Annotated in this window: 15 protein-coding genes and 1 riboswitch; of the genes, 14 read left to right on the top strand and 1 reads right to left on the bottom strand. The window is 57.7% G+C overall.

Annotated elements, in window-relative coordinates:
* Positions 1-124: 124 nt before the first annotated feature.
* The 11 genes from ACFSOY_RS09425 to ACFSOY_RS09375 all read left to right on the top strand — a co-directional run bounded on the left by ACFSOY_RS09425 (position 125) and on the right by ACFSOY_RS09375 (position 9,646).
* Entirely contained in the window at positions 125-613 is a 489-nt protein-coding gene (locus tag ACFSOY_RS09425; protein WP_386045965.1) for a GNAT family N-acetyltransferase, read from the top strand.
* A 98-nt stretch (positions 614-711) separates the two neighbouring features.
* Positions 712-1,734 carry an L-threonylcarbamoyladenylate synthase gene (locus ACFSOY_RS09420; protein WP_386045963.1) on the top strand — a complete coding sequence of 341 codons (1,023 nt, stop codon included), beginning with the start codon at positions 712-714 and terminating at the stop codon, positions 1,732-1,734.
* A gap of 91 nt (positions 1,735-1,825) precedes the next feature.
* A riboswitch (cyclic di-AMP (ydaO/yuaA leader) is annotated at positions 1,826-1,972 on the top strand.
* Positions 1,973-1,980: 8 nt separating this feature from the next.
* Positions 1,981-2,403, top strand: a complete 423-nt coding sequence (locus ACFSOY_RS09415) for an NAD-binding protein (RefSeq protein ID WP_386045962.1) — start codon at positions 1,981-1,983, stop codon at positions 2,401-2,403.
* Between the two features lie 339 nt (positions 2,404-2,742).
* Positions 2,743-3,930 (top strand): helix-turn-helix domain-containing protein, encoded by a 1,188-nt coding sequence (locus tag ACFSOY_RS09410; RefSeq protein WP_386045960.1) that lies wholly within the window; start codon positions 2,743-2,745, stop codon positions 3,928-3,930.
* On the top strand, positions 3,930-4,058 hold the full coding sequence (locus tag ACFSOY_RS09405) for a hypothetical protein (protein ID WP_386045958.1): 129 nt from the start codon (positions 3,930-3,932) through the stop codon (positions 4,056-4,058). Before ACFSOY_RS09410 ends, ACFSOY_RS09405 begins: the two co-directional genes overlap by 1 nt.
* A gap of 167 nt (positions 4,059-4,225) precedes the next feature.
* Positions 4,226-5,509 (top strand): helix-turn-helix domain-containing protein, encoded by a 1,284-nt coding sequence (locus ACFSOY_RS09400; RefSeq protein ID WP_386045956.1) that lies wholly within the window; start codon positions 4,226-4,228, stop codon positions 5,507-5,509.
* Between the two features lie 122 nt (positions 5,510-5,631).
* Positions 5,632-6,027 carry a hypothetical protein gene (locus ACFSOY_RS09395; protein WP_386045954.1) on the top strand — a complete coding sequence of 132 codons (396 nt, stop codon included), beginning with the start codon at positions 5,632-5,634 and terminating at the stop codon, positions 6,025-6,027.
* Positions 6,028-6,165: 138 nt separating this feature from the next.
* Positions 6,166-6,732 (top strand): manganese efflux pump MntP, encoded by a 567-nt coding sequence (locus ACFSOY_RS09390; protein ID WP_386046797.1) that lies wholly within the window; start codon positions 6,166-6,168, stop codon positions 6,730-6,732.
* Between the two features lie 12 nt (positions 6,733-6,744).
* Positions 6,745-7,488, top strand: coding sequence for a ZIP family metal transporter (locus tag ACFSOY_RS09385; RefSeq protein ID WP_386045952.1), 744 nt, complete (start codon positions 6,745-6,747; stop codon positions 7,486-7,488).
* Between the two features lie 139 nt (positions 7,489-7,627).
* Positions 7,628-8,323 carry a low molecular weight protein arginine phosphatase gene (locus tag ACFSOY_RS09380; RefSeq protein ID WP_386045951.1) on the top strand — a complete coding sequence of 232 codons (696 nt, stop codon included), beginning with the start codon at positions 7,628-7,630 and terminating at the stop codon, positions 8,321-8,323.
* A gap of 126 nt (positions 8,324-8,449) precedes the next feature.
* Positions 8,450-9,646: an ornithine--oxo-acid transaminase gene (locus tag ACFSOY_RS09375; RefSeq protein WP_386045949.1), complete on the top strand. Its 1,197-nt coding sequence runs from the start codon at positions 8,450-8,452 to the stop codon at positions 9,644-9,646.
* Positions 9,647-9,734: 88 nt separating this feature from the next.
* Here the strand turns inward: ACFSOY_RS09375 and ACFSOY_RS09370 are convergent, their stop codons facing one another.
* Positions 9,735-11,534 (bottom strand): ABC transporter ATP-binding protein, encoded by a 1,800-nt coding sequence (locus tag ACFSOY_RS09370; RefSeq protein ID WP_386046796.1) that lies wholly within the window; start codon positions 11,532-11,534, stop codon positions 9,735-9,737.
* A gap of 151 nt (positions 11,535-11,685) precedes the next feature.
* Between ACFSOY_RS09370 and rpiB the strand changes: the two genes are divergently transcribed.
* The 3 genes from rpiB (at position 11,686) to ACFSOY_RS09355 (ending at position 14,055) form a co-directional block, all read left to right on the top strand.
* Positions 11,686-12,156, top strand: a complete 471-nt coding sequence (gene rpiB / locus ACFSOY_RS09365) for a ribose 5-phosphate isomerase B (RefSeq protein ID WP_386045948.1) — start codon at positions 11,686-11,688, stop codon at positions 12,154-12,156.
* Positions 12,150-12,722 (top strand): TIGR01440 family protein, encoded by a 573-nt coding sequence (locus tag ACFSOY_RS09360; protein WP_386045947.1) that lies wholly within the window; start codon positions 12,150-12,152, stop codon positions 12,720-12,722. The genes rpiB and ACFSOY_RS09360 overlap by 7 nt, the downstream gene beginning before the upstream one ends.
* A gap of 82 nt (positions 12,723-12,804) precedes the next feature.
* Positions 12,805-14,055 (top strand): serine hydroxymethyltransferase, encoded by a 1,251-nt coding sequence (locus tag ACFSOY_RS09355; RefSeq protein ID WP_386045945.1) that lies wholly within the window; start codon positions 12,805-12,807, stop codon positions 14,053-14,055.
* The last annotated feature ends 4 nt before the right edge of the window (positions 14,056-14,059 follow it).

Genomic DNA, 14,059 nt, shown 5'->3' with positions numbered 1-14,059 from the left:
CCCTGTGCGGTATGACGCACAGGGGTTTTTTTATCCAGTTTTTCATCCACAAGAGGTACAGAGTCTAGCATATTTGTCGCGCCTCGCTCATAGAGTAGAGCAACGGGAGAGGGGATGAAAAAAGATGAGGTTGGCGATTCGACAGGCGGGACATGAAGATGTAGCGACGATCAAACGGCTGTTGCGGGAAGCTCTGGTCAGCGCGGAGGGCGTCGAGGAACATGTGGGTAGCTTTTTGCTGATCGAGGAGGCGGAAGCGGGAGTGATCGGCACGGTGGGCATGGAAGTGCTGGAAGGGAGATACGGGCTGTTGCGCTCGCTCGTCGTCAAGCGCGGGATGACGAGCGCGCAGATCGGGGCGGAGATGATCGCTCTGTTCATCGCCTATGTGGAGACGACCGATGTGGAAGAGCTGTATTTACTCACACAATCCACAACGGCTCCACTGTTTATCCACATCGGGTTTTCCACAATCGACAAGGAGCAGCTCCCGCAGGCTGTAGCCCAATGCCAACACTTCCTGGCGTATAGTCAGCAGGAGGCGGTGGCGATGGTCAAGAAAATTGCATCCACAAGTTATCCACACAGCGCTGTGGATAGTGTGAATAAATAAGAACAAACGTTCCGCAGTTTTCTGCGAAAATTGTTCATGTTTTTCCCTGTCGTTTTGCTATACTAAGGACACACGAAAACGAACAGGGACGGTTGAACATGGAGACGAAACGATTTGGAACGACAGAGAGTGAACTTGCGGAGGCGGCAGCATTGCTCGCGGGCGGTGATGTGGTCGGGTTTCCGACGGAGACGGTCTACGGGCTGGGGGCGAACGCGTTCGATGCGGCGGCGGTGAGCAAGATCTTTCAGGCGAAAGGCAGGCCGTCAGACAACCCGCTGATCGTCCACATCGCGAGGCGAGAAGATGTGGACAAGGTGGTGCGCGCGGTGCCGGATGCGGCGAAGCGGTGCATGGAGCGATTCTGGCCAGGGCCGCTGACGCTCGTGTTGCCGGTGAGCGATCGCGTGCCGAGCGAGGTGACGGCAGGGCTCGATACGGTCGGCGTTCGCATGCCCGACCATCTGATCGCGCTGCAGTTGATCGATGCGGCGGGCATGCCGCTGGCCGCGCCGAGCGCCAACCGATCGGGACGTCCGAGCCCGACGACAGCCGCCCATGTGCTGGAAGATCTGAGCGGGCGCATCGCGGGCGTGGTCGATGGCGGAGCGGCAGGCGTGGGCGTCGAATCGACGGTGCTCGACCTGTCCGGCCCGGTGCCGATGATCTTGCGCCCGGGCGGCGTGACCCGCGAGATGCTCGCAGAGGTGCTCGGCGAGGTGCAGATCGACCCGGTGCTTGCCAGCGGCGTCGGCACGCCGAAGTCGCCCGGGGTGAAATATACGCACTATGCGCCGCGCGGGGAGATGTGGCTGGTCGCAGGAGAGCGCGATCAAGAGGTGATCGCCGAGCGCGTCGAGCAGGCGAAGCGAGCGGGGCATCGCGTCGGTGTGCTGACCACCGAGGAGCGAGCGAACGAGTATCCGGGAGCGATCGTCATCGCCTGCGGTCGCCGCCGCGAGCTTGCGACGGTGGCCGCTGGGCTGTACGATGCGATCCGCCAGTTCGACCATGAGCATGCGGATGTGATCTATGCTGAGGTGTTCCCCGAGAGCGGAGTGGGGCTTGCGATCATGAACCGATTGCGCAAAGCGGCGAGCCATCGAGTTATTCACACATAATGCCATTTTTTTGCGGAGAGGAAGCCGAACGTTGGGCGTCTCTCCGCTTCAACATTTTGCGGTGAATCATGTATAATAGAGGTGTGACAACCGATTATGAAGGCTGAGTTCCGGTGAACGCCGGAAGCGGAGGACCCAATTTTTCTGGGGTGAATTCTGCTGCAGCAGAAAGGGTGAACTTGAACTCTCTTGCCACCCTAACCCGACAGCTAACTTCGTAAGCCATGCGAGAAGAGGGTGAAAAGTATGAACCGTTGTCTGATCGTCACGATGGACGAGTCGGCCGTTCCGTTCGTCCAAACGCTGCACACCATGGGTGTAGAATGCGCCTATCTGGATTTCTGTGCACAAACGACCTTATTTTTACGCGAGCAGAGCGTGATCGCGCCGGTGATCAAAGTCGGGCCGCACAAGCATGATGTGGTCAACCATGAAGGGATTCGCCAGTTCGATACGGCGGTCGTCTTCGAGGGGGCTTGGCTGGAGAGCGCACTGATCGTGCAAGCGCTGAAGCAAGCTGGCGTGAGCAAGGTGGTCGTCGTCGCGCAGAATCAAAGTTTCATGCGCGCCTATCGCGCCCTTGGGGCCGACCGAGTTGTCGGCGTGCGCCGTTGGAATCGCGATTCGTTTCGCGTGCTGAACGGGGAATCCAAGCAGCGCGGGGCGTAAGTTGAACGTCGCCCTGAACGTACCTTGACAAGACCTGAGCGCAGTGAGCTCAGGTCTTTTTGAAATGGCTGAGCAGGTACATCAGCAACACGCCGAGTCGGTAACAGAGTCGCACGCGGTCCTTCCCGCTGTGGCTCTTTTTTATGTCAGATCGATCGTGCCAGTGCCGAGGGCGCAGGTGCCGGATCATGCAATGGCTGGAAAAGAATAATTTTTTACTATTAAAATCGACAAAAAACTTGATGTACAAACTACTAATACCCAACTATACTTATACTAGTTATTATTTCTGACATTTTGTTAACCTTCGAACATATAGTTCAAACAGGGGGGCATTCCATGTCAACGGTTGAGTACGTGCCAATCTCGACGCTCTCCAAGATACCGTTAGGGAGACGCATCGCCGAACTGATGGAAGAGTTGGGGGAGGGGTTGAGCATCCGCTCGTTTGCGGAGCGGATCGGGATGAATCGGGAGTCGCTGCGACTGATGCTCTTGGGGGAAAGGCGCATCGCACCTTCCGAGCTGGAGCAGATTGCGAACGGGTTGGGCATCTCCGCAAGCCGCTTGAAGCAGGAGGATCTCCTTGCGAAAGAACAAGAGCTGATCGCGCTGGTCATGGGGAAGCGAAGGACGAAAGTGATGCTTACGCGCGCGCGTTCGATCGCCGCCGAAGTGGTTCAGCTTGCGATGGGGAAGACGGAGCGAGGGCTGGCGCTGAACAATCTGGGCAAGGTGCAATTCCTGCAGGAGCAGTATGAGGAAGCACATCGAACGTGGCTGTCCGCGTTTGAGTATGCGAAGAGCGTCGAAGCCGAATATGGTGACAAGCAGCTGTTGCACCTGGTGACGATCAACATGATGCAGTCGCACACGATTCGCAAGGAGTATAGCAACTTTGAAGAGCTGCTCGAATTTGTGGAAGCGGCGTACGCGCAGGACCCGAACAAGCTGGGCATCACCTACTATGTGCGAATGAAGATGGAAGAGGAACGCGGGAATCTGGAACAGGCGAAAAAGTATGCCTACCGTTCGCTGGAAGAGTTTGAGCGGACGAAGGATGGCAAGCAGATCGGCACCGCGCTGATCAACGTCGCACACTATGAATACTTCCTGCGGAATTACAAGACGGCGATTCGAGCGCTGACCGCTGCGATCAACATCGCCCAACCGTTCGAAGACACCCTGATCTTGGCAGTCAAGGAGTATGTGAAGTCGCTGATGCAAGTGCGCGACTACCCGAACGCGATAAAAATGGTGGACAAATATGCAGAGCTGGCAAAAGAATATCCGGAGTACAGGGCAAAAATGCAGATCATGTACACAGTTGCGAAGGATGATCCTTCTTTTGCAGAATCGGTCCTCAACGATACTGGCTTGAGCATGAAGGTCAGGCATTATGCGAGCAAGTGTTTGATGGAATATCATTATTTGAAAGGTGACGCTGTAACTTCGATGAAGTTCTACGAAATGAAGCGCATCTTTTCAAATACAAAAAGTGAGTATTTATACGAGGAGGAATTTTGATGAAAAAATGGATCGCATCCGCCCTGTTGCTGGTCGCGGTGATGGGTTTGGTGATCGGCAGCACAGCAGGTAGCGAAAATGCGCAGACGAAGCCGCCAGAACCGGTAGGACTTAGCGCCATCAAGTGATAAAGACAGCCCTCGTCGATTCGGGACGAGGGTTTTTTATGTCAGATCACCTGCGTGACATATGCATACGATTCGCTCTGACAATCCAATTCTTTTTAAAATGTTACAAAAAGAAACTCTTCTATTATTCTATTTACAATGGAGGTTGGAAACTGGAGGAGGATCTTATGAAATCCCTAGGTCAACGCATCAAATATTTGCGCATGCAAAAAGGGATCACGCAGATTGAAGTGGCGCAAGGACTTTGCACTCCGAGCATGATCTCGCAGATTGAGAGCGATCGCGCACGGCCATCGTACAAAATTTTGTATGCGATCGCCGAGCGGCTCGACGTATCGTTAGATCATCTGCTCGAAGATGTTGCGCTCCATCTGGAGTACACGAGCAAATTTAAGATGGCGAAGAGCATGGTGCGAGCACGAGAGTACAGGACGGCACAGCCCCTGTTGCTCGAACTGCTCCATCATCAACATCATCCGGTGCCAAGGATGGACGTGCTCTACGAGTTGGCCGTCTGTCAGATCGAGCTGGGGAATGAGGCGGAGGCGATGATCCATCTGGAAGAGCTGTACGAATGGGCCTACTCCCACCAGCATCATGAACGGCTCGCGATGACGCTGCTGCAGATCGGAACGGTGTTTCGTAAAAAGAAAGAATTTTCAGTCGCTATGTACCACTCAGAAAAGGCGTTGCGCGAGCTAAAAAAGGAGCAAGCGATCGATCCTAGCTTGCACGCGAGCGCGCTGATTCAGCTGGCTTCGCTGGCAGAAGAGGTCGGCAAGGTGGAGGAGGCGACCTGCTATTATGAGCAAGCGTTGCAGGTCGAACAGGCGAACAAAGAGGAGCGAGGCAGCATGTTCCTCCGGCTGGCAGACGTGCACTATCGACAGGGCAATTTTAAGAAGGCGGACGAATATGCGACGATCGCTTTCTCGCTGTTGGATGAACAGGATCATCTGGAGCGCAAGCAGGACTGGAAGCGGCAGCTGCTTCTGCTCAAGCGCAGGGAAGGCGATTGGCGGCAAGCGGTCGATGAGCTGATGCAGATCGCGAGGAAGTATGAGGCGAACGCGAGCGGTGAGAAAGCGGGGAGCGTCTACGCAGACATCGCGCAGGTCTGTTTGGATCATCGCTCGTACGCCGAATCGTGGGGATATGCGGAGCAAGCGCGTGAGTTGCTGCCTCCTCATCATCCGGCGAACGGCAAGGCGCATCTAGTGCTCGCTAGCGTCTGTTACTCACGTCAGGAAGAGGAGAACGGGAACAAGCATCTGCAAAACGCGATCTCGATCTTCGAGTTGCATGGCAAGGCCGCAGAGCTGGAGGAGAGCACGCAGTTCCTGTGCCAGCAGCTGAAGGCGCAGGGGAGGTTTCAAGAAGCGCTGGAGCGGATGGAACGGTTGCACAAGCAGATGATCAAGCGGTTGGAACAGCGCGGCATGGTGCTGTGATCATTCGAGCGCTGCGAACAGATTAGACGGGTGCCGATGGTGTTTGTCCACACATTCGAGGAGGCTGGGACATATGATAGGGTAGATCATCAACACAGTGAAGCATGGTTGGAGGTGATAGTATGCAGCGCAAGTTTAAAAAATTGGTGGGCCAAGCGGTGGCGATTCGGACGAACAAAGGCATTCATGTAGGTATCGTGGAAAAAGCGAGCGCAAAGGGAGTCGTGCTGCGACAGATTCCGATGCGAAGCGACGATCGCCTCGATGCTGAGCACGTGTTCTTTGGTGGTGGATTTCTCCCCTATGGCGGCATGTTTGGGCTGGGCGGTGCGGGCCTGGGGGTTGGCGTAGGCGCGTTCGCCGGTGCGGCGGCGGGCGTAGGCATTGGCGGCGGTTTGGGCGGTGGCTTCGGTGGCGGTCTTGGATATGGCGCTGGCATCGCCGCCGGCGTTGGTGGAGGCTACGGCTTGGGATATGGCGGTGGGCTCGGCTTTGGGCCTCGTAGGCTCTTCTGGTGATCACAAGCGAATGATCGTTCATAAGCCTTGGCTGGGCAAGAGCCGAGGCTTTTTTGTGTGCGGAAGGTTGGTTCATTTCGAGGGACAAGGTGCATACACATGAACGGAGAGGACGAGGAAGGGAGGAACCGTCGCTTGGTGACAGGTGTAATGTGGGGAGAGTTTACCTCCCTGTTGATCATGGCGATCGCACTTGGCATGGATGCGTTCTCCCTCGGGCTAGGCATGGGGATGTTGAGGCTGACATGGCGGGAGATCGCGAAAATCTCGCTGATGATCGGCCTCTTCCATGTCATGATGCCCTTGATCGGAATGGTGGCCGGCCAGTATTTGGCCCAAGCGGTCGGTGAGGTGACGCGGTGGATCGGAGCGTTGCTGTTGCTTGGGCTTGGCGCGCACATGGTGTGGAGTTCACTCCGTGGAGATGAGGAGCAGGCGAACATGCGCGGGGGGTCTCGCACGTCGGGGCTCGGGTTGATCCTGTTCGCGCTGTCGGTCAGCATCGATTCGCTGTCGGTCGGCTTTTCGCTTGGCACATTTGGTGTGAACGTGCCGATCGCCATCTCGTTGTTCGGCATCTGCGGCGCGCTGATGGCGGCGACTGGGCTTTCGCTCGGCAGCAAGACCTCCCATCTGTTCGGCGAGTATGGGGAGGCGGTCGGCGGTGCGGTGCTGATCGCGTTTGGGATCAAGTTCTTGCTGTGAGGAGGGGAAGGCGTGGCGCCAATTTTGGTTTTAAGCCTGCTGGCGGGGCTCGCAACGACGCTCGGCGGGCTGATGGTGATTCGGATCGGCAAGCTGACGCGACATGTGCTCGCTTTTTTCCTCGCGCTCGCAGCGGGCATCATGCTGGCGGTGGTCGTGGTCGACCTGATTCCCGCCTCCCATGCGAGCGGCGGAAATGAGGCGGTGCTGTACGGCGGGGCTGCCGGGTGGCTGTTCATGATGCTGTTGCGGAGGTGTGTGACGTTCGTGTTGCGAAGGTCGCCGCTCTATGAGGAGGACTCCTTTCGCTATCTGCGCCTCGGGTGGTATGTGGCGGTGGTGACCGCCTTGCACGACATCCCAGAAGGCATGGCGATCGGGGCGGGCAACGCGCTTCACGCGGAGCTCGGCGTGCTGCTGTCGCTTGCGATCGGGATGCACAACTTGCCCGAGGGGATGGCGATCGCGGTGCCGCTGCGGTTGGCGGGGATCTCCGGGAAGCGGGTGATCAGCATCATTACGCTGGCGGCGCTGTTCACACCGCTGGGAACGCTGGTCGGGCTCTTGCTGTTCGATCTGTCCCCCTCGCTGATCGGGCTGTCGATGTCGTTTGCGGCGGGTGCGATGGGGTATCTGGTCGCTCGCGATCTGTGGCCGGAAGCATGGCATTCGTCCAAGGTGATCACGGTGGGAGGCTCGATCATCGGCGCGCTGGTGATGCTGGTCGCCGAATATTTTCATCTGCACGGCGGGTGATGGGAAGGCCTCGATCGTCGAAAGAGTGTACAAGTTATAGCTTGAGCAGCTCAGGTCTGCTCACTTTCATTTGCATGGCAGATCACCCCGAGGCTATACTGATAAGGAGAAAAAAGCGAACGGAATGAGGGAGAAGCGGATGAAACTGTTGTTTGTATGTACCGGGAACACCTGTCGCAGCGCGATGGCTGAGCCTCTGATGCGCAAGCGCCTCCAGCAGGCGGGCCTCGGAGGTCGAGTGGAGGTGCGCTCGGCGGGCGTGGCGGCGATGTCAGGCTCGCCCGCATCGCAGGGAGCGATCAACGTGCTGAAGGCAAAAGGGCTGGATGGCGCTGCCCACGCAGCATCGCCTTTAGATCGCGAGCTGGTGGACTGGGCCGATCTGATCTTGACGATGGGCCAGTCGCACAAGCGCGCGATCTTAGAGCGCTACATCGAGGCGCTCGACAAGACCTGCACGCTCAAAGAGTTTGTGGACGACGATCCGCAGAACCTTGCGATCCTCGATGAGATGGGCGCTCTGCAAGCGGAAGCGCAGATGAAGCAGAGCCTGTTTTTGATGGAGCGGGCAGACGAGGTGCAGTCGATTCAGGAGCGCTATCAGCGGGGCGCGCAGGGCGCAGAGCAAGAGCTGATGCGGCTGCAGCAGCAGTTGGAAGCGACCGTCGAGGCGGAGAGCAGCCGGATGATGGAGCTGATGGGACAGCTGCCCGACTATGAGATCGCCGACCCGTTTGGCGGTTCCCAACAGGTGTACGATGCGTGTGCGGTGGAGATCGACACACTGCTGGCAAAGCTGATTCAAAAGTTGAGCGCAGAAAACCACAGTGCATAGCTGTGGTTTTTTGGTGGTTGTGCAACCATTTGGTAGGATATACTAGATTAAGAGATTGAGCAGGAATCCTGCGAATGCGTCCACCGCACAATCTGTGCAGAGGACAGTGAAAAGGAGGAATCATCGATGAATCAATCGAGTCAAGTGATGGATACGACCGAAAAGTTTGGTGCGAAAAACTATCACCCGCTTCCGATCGTCATCGCCAAGGCGGAAGGGGTTTGGGTAGAAGATGCGGAGGGGCAGCGCTACATGGACATGTTGAGCGCCTACTCTGCGCTCAATCAGGGTCATCGCCATCCGAAGATCATCCAAGCGTTAAAAGAGCAAGCGGATCGCGTGACGCTCACCTCGCGCGCGTTTTACAACGACCAGCTCGGCGTCTTTTACGAGGCGTTGGCCGAAGCGACCGGCAAGGAGATGATCCTGCCGATGAACACGGGGGCAGAAGCGGTGGAGACGGCGCTGAAAGCGGCGCGCCGCTGGGGCTATTCGGTGAAGCAGGTGCCGGAGGACCAGGCGGAGATCATCGTCTGCGAAGGAAATTTCCACGGCCGGACGATCACGATCACCTCGTTCTCTTCGGCGGAGGAGTACAAGCGCGGCTTCGGCCCCTTCACTCCGGGCTTCCGCATCATCCCCTACGGCGATATCGAAGCGCTGAGAGCGGCGATCACGCCGAACACGGTCGCCTTCCTCGTCGAGCCGATCCAAGGGGAGGCGGGCATCATCATCCCGCAGGACGGGTTCTTGAAGCAGGCGCAGGAGCTGTGCCGCGAGCAGAACGTGCTGCTGATGGCAGATGAGATCCAGACCGGTTTTGGCCGCACGGGCAAGCGGTTTGCCTCCGACTGGGAAGATGTGACGCCAGACGTGTACATCATGGGCAAGGCGCTCGGCGGCGGCGTGTTCCCCGTCTCGGCTGTCGCGGCAGATCGGGAAGTGCTCGGCGTGTTCGAGCCGGGTTCGCATGGCTCCACGTTCGGCGGGAACCCGCTGGCTGCAGCTGTCGGGCTCGCATCGCTGCAGGTGGTGGAAGAGGAGAAGCTCTCCGAGCGCTCGCTTGAGCTGGGCGCTTACTTCTTGGAGCGTTTGCAGGCGATTCAAAACGAGGCGATTAAGGAAGTTCGCGGCCGCGGTCTGTTCATCGGCATCGAGCTGACCACAGCAGCTCGTCCGTACTGCGAGCAGCTGAAGGAGCTCGGGCTGCTCTGCAAGGAGACGCATGAGACGACGATCCGCTTTGCACCGCCGCTCGTCATCACGAAGGAAGAGCTCGATTGGGCGCTTGAGCGCATCGAGCAAGTGTTTCAAGCGAACTGATCTGCTGAAAGAGGGCATACGGCGATCGACCGGATGCCCTCCGAAGACGAAGCGAAAGCCACAGTTGAGCACTGTGGCTTTTGTCGCGTCAAGATTCGGTTTTGTCGCCTTCGTTCGAGTCGACTTGATTCGAGTCGCTCTCGTCCAGTTGGAACTGCTGGGTCGCCAGCTCCCGATACAGGTCGTGCGAGGCGAACAGCTCTTCGTGCGTGCCGACACCTGTGACGCGCCCCGCTTCGAGGACGACGATCTGATCGGCGTCGATGACGGTGGAGAGGCGATGAGCGATGACCAAGGTGGTGCGCCCATGCATCAGGTTGTTCAGCGCGTCTTGCACCACTTTTTCGGAGGTGCTGTCCAAGGCGGAAGTCGCTTCGTCGAGCATCAGGATGTTCGGGTTGCGCAGCAGCGCGCGGGCGATCGCGATCCGCTGGCGCTGGCCGCCCGATACTTTGATCCCACGCTCGCCCACTTCGGTGTCATACCCGTTTGGCATCTCCAAGATGAAGTGATGCGCATAGGCCATCTCGGCTGCAAGCACCATCTCCGCTTCCGATACTTCGCGCTCGACGCCATAGCAGATGTTGTCCCGGATCGAGCCTGCCATCAGCGGGCTTTCTTGGGAGACATAGCCGAGCTGCGTCCGCCACGATTTCAGGTTGTACGTGTCGATCGGTGTGTCGCCGAGCAGGATGCTTCCGCTCGACGGGCGGTAAAAGCGCTCCAAGAGCGAGAACAAAGTCGTCTTGCCGGACCCGCTCGGTCCGACGACGGCGGTCACCTTGCCTGAGGGAATGGTCAGGCTGACGTTGTGCAACACCTGATCGCCCGTCTGATAGGAGAAGGACAGGTCGTCGAGCAAGATCGGCTGGGCGGGGTCTTCCACCGCTTTTTGCACCACATGATCTTCCTCTTCGTGCTCCAAGATGTTCACCACGCGCTCGGTCGCTCCCATCGCCTTTTGCAGGGAGGTGAAAAACTGTGCGAGCTGTCCGAACGGAATGATGATCTGAAACAGATAGAGGATGAAGGCGACCAATTCGCCGGCGGAGAGCGCACCTGTCGCCACCCGCACGCCGCCGAAGCCGATGATCACGACCAGGATCGCCATCATCAAGAAGGTCATCATCGGGGCTAACAGCGCTTGGATCTTCGCTTCTCGCAACCCGAACTTGAACAGGTGTTGGATGCGCTGATCGCCCTTTTCGCCCTCATGGCTCTCCGCGTTGAACGACTTGACCAGGCGAATCTCAGACAGCACTTGCGACAGCAAGCCGGTGAAGCCGGCCATCTCGTCCTGCAGCCCTTTGGAGATCTTGTAGATCTTCCGCCCGAGCGGGAGGATGATCAGGAAGGTGATCGGAACGGCTGTCAGCATCACCAGCGTCATCTGCCAGTCGAGGTAGAGCAGGATGACGATCGAGCCAATCACCGAGATGATGCTGGTGAAAAAGGAGATCAGATGCGTGACGATGATGTCTTTGATGATCCCCGTATCGCTGGTCATCCGCGAGATCGTCTCGCCGGAGCGATGCGCATCAAAATAGGGGATCGGCAATTTGAGCAGCTTTTCCCACAGGCGGCGTCGCAGGTTGGAAACCACCTTCTCTCCGGCGAAGGAGAGCATGTAGTGCGAAAAGCCTGATGAAAGTCCTTGGAGTAAAAACGCGCCGATCAAGAGCAGGATCACAGAGGTGTTGAGCGTGGACACGGTCACGACATCGACCAAGTTTTTCGTAAACCACGGCACGATCAACGAAGCGCCCGTGTTGACCAAGCTCAAGATCAAGACGCCGAGCAGAAGCAGTTTAGGCGGGTTGGTTGAGGCGAGCAAGCGCCAAAAGTTGCGCCATTGCTCTTTTTGTATCGGTGGCGACTCCTGGTTCATCTCAGATTCCACGTAATTTCCACTCCCATCTAACAGAGTTAAATTCTCCTATCTAACAGAGTAGCACTTTTCGGAAACTTCGGGTACGATTTTTCAGACGGGGTACGCTATACTAGAATGGAATCGAACTCATGTGACGGAGGTCAACTCAATGAAAGTTGCAATCGCAGCCGACCACGGCGGCTATACGCTCAAAGAGTCGGTCAAGAAGAAGTTGGAGAGCTTGGGGCTTTCCTACCATGATTTTGGTACATACTCGGAAGAGTCGGTCGACTATCCGGACTACGGAATTTTGGTGGCGGAGGCGGTCGCGCGCGGTGAATATGATCGCGGCATCCTGATCTGCGGAACCGGGCTTGGCATGTCGATCGTCGCCAACAAGGTGCCGGGCATTCGCTGCGCCTTGCTGCACGATACGTTTTCGGCCAAAGCGACCCGCGAGCACAACGATACGAACGTGATGGCGATGGGCGCGCGCGTCATCGGCCCGGGCCTGGCAGACGATATTGTCGAGCTCTGGCTGACCACCGAGTTTAGCGGCGGGCGCCACGCAGCTCGCGTCGGCAAGATCGCCGACATCGAGAAGCGCTTCGGACGCGATGCAGGGATCGGCGGATGCTGACGCCCGAGCTCACCGAAGTCAAAGCGCAGACTTTGCGAGCGATCGAAGAGCTGCAAGCTGCGGCGCAACTCGATCAGGATCAGATCCTGGTGATCGGCGCATCTTCCAGCGAGGTCGTCGGGAAGAAGATCGGCTCAGGCGGCTCGATGGAAGCGGCAGCCCTGATCGTCGAGGCGGTGCTCGAAGCGCGGGAACGATTCGGATTTCATGTCGCCTTTCAGTGCTGTGAGCATTTGAATCGCGCGCTGGTCGTCGAGCGCTCCACACTGCGCCGTTTCGACTTGGAGGAAGTGATGGTCGTGCCCGTGCCCAAGGCGGGCGGAGCGGTCGCCTCCACCGCATTTCGCCAGCTCGCACAGCCGGTGATGGTCGAGCGCATCAGCGCGCACGCCGGCCTCGATATCGGCGATACGCTGATCGGCATGCACTTGCGGCAGGTCGCCGTGCCGGTGCGCGGCAGCTTGCGCGAGATCGGGGAAGCGCACCTGACGATGGCGCGCACCCGCCCGAAGCTGATCGGCGGGGCGCGAGCGCACTATTCGCTCGCAGAAAACGGAAGAGAATAGCGAAAAACACGAACTTTTTTTTGATATTATGCTATAATGTTCGGCATTAAGGCCGTTTAGTTCTGAAAAAGGGGAGATTGAGATGAGTCATTTGAGATTGGTAGACCGTGCGGTCGCAGAAGCGATCGAGCAAGAGCTTGGGCGTCAGCGTACAAAGATCGAGCTGATCGCGTCGGAGAACTTCGTGTCCCGCGCTGTGATGGAAACGATGGGAACGGTGCTGACCAACAAGTATGCGGAAGGCTATCCGGGCAAGCGTTACTACGGTGGTTGCGAGTATGTGGACATCGTGGAAAACATCGCGCGCGATCGTCTGAAGCAGCTGTTCGGCGCGGAGCATGCAAACGTGCAGCCGCACTCTGGCGCACAGGCGAACACTGCGGTCTATTTTGCTTTCTTGAAGCCGGGCGACACGGTGCTCGGGATGAACCTGTCGCATGGTGGACATCTCACCCACGGCAGCCCGGTCAACATCTCCGGCCAATATTATAATTTTGTCGACTACGGGGTCGAAGAGGATACGCACCTGATCAACTATGACAAAGTGCGCGCTCTGGCGCTCGAACACAAGCCGAAGATGATCGTCGCGGGCGCATCCGCTTACCCGCGCAAGATCGATTTCCAAAAGCTCCGCGAGATCGCAGACGAAGTGGGCGCATACCTGATGGTCGACATGGCGCACATCGCAGGTCTGGTCGCGACCGGTCATCATCCGTCCCCCGTGCCGTATGCAGACTTTGTGACCTCCACCACGCACAAGACGCTTCGCGGCCCGCGCGGTGGTCTGATCCTCTGCAAAGAGCAGTATGCGAAGGCGATCGACAAAGCGATCTTCCCCGGCATTCAAGGCGGCCCGCTGATGCATGTGATCGCTTCGAAGGCGGTCGCGTTTGGCGAAGCGCTGAGCGATGAGTTTAAAGGATATATCCAACAGGTGGTCGACAACGCACAGGCGCTGGCGAGCGCGCTGATCGAGCGCGGCCTGACCATCGTCTCCGGCGGCACCGACAACCACCTGCTGCTGATCGACGTGCGCAACCTCGGTCTGACCGGCAAAGAGGCGGAGCATCTGCTCGACGAAGTGGGCGTTACCACCAACAAAAACACCATCCCGTTCGACCCGGCTTCCCCGTTTGTCACGTCGGGCGTGCGGATCGGTACGCCGGCTGTCACCTCGCGCGGCTTCGGAGTCGCAGAGATGGTCGAGATCGCCGACATCATCGAGTTGACGCTGAAGCACAAGGACGATCAGACCAAGATCAACGAGGCGATGCACAGAGTGCAGGAGCTCTGCAAAAAGTTCCCGATGTACGAAGGCTTGACCTATCTGTAAGAAA

Source organism: Tumebacillus lipolyticus, from assembly GCF_042682745.1.
GTDB lineage: Bacteria > Bacillota > Bacilli > Tumebacillales > Tumebacillaceae > Tumebacillus_A > Tumebacillus_A lipolyticus.
This window is presented reverse-complemented; position numbering and strand designations above follow the sequence as displayed.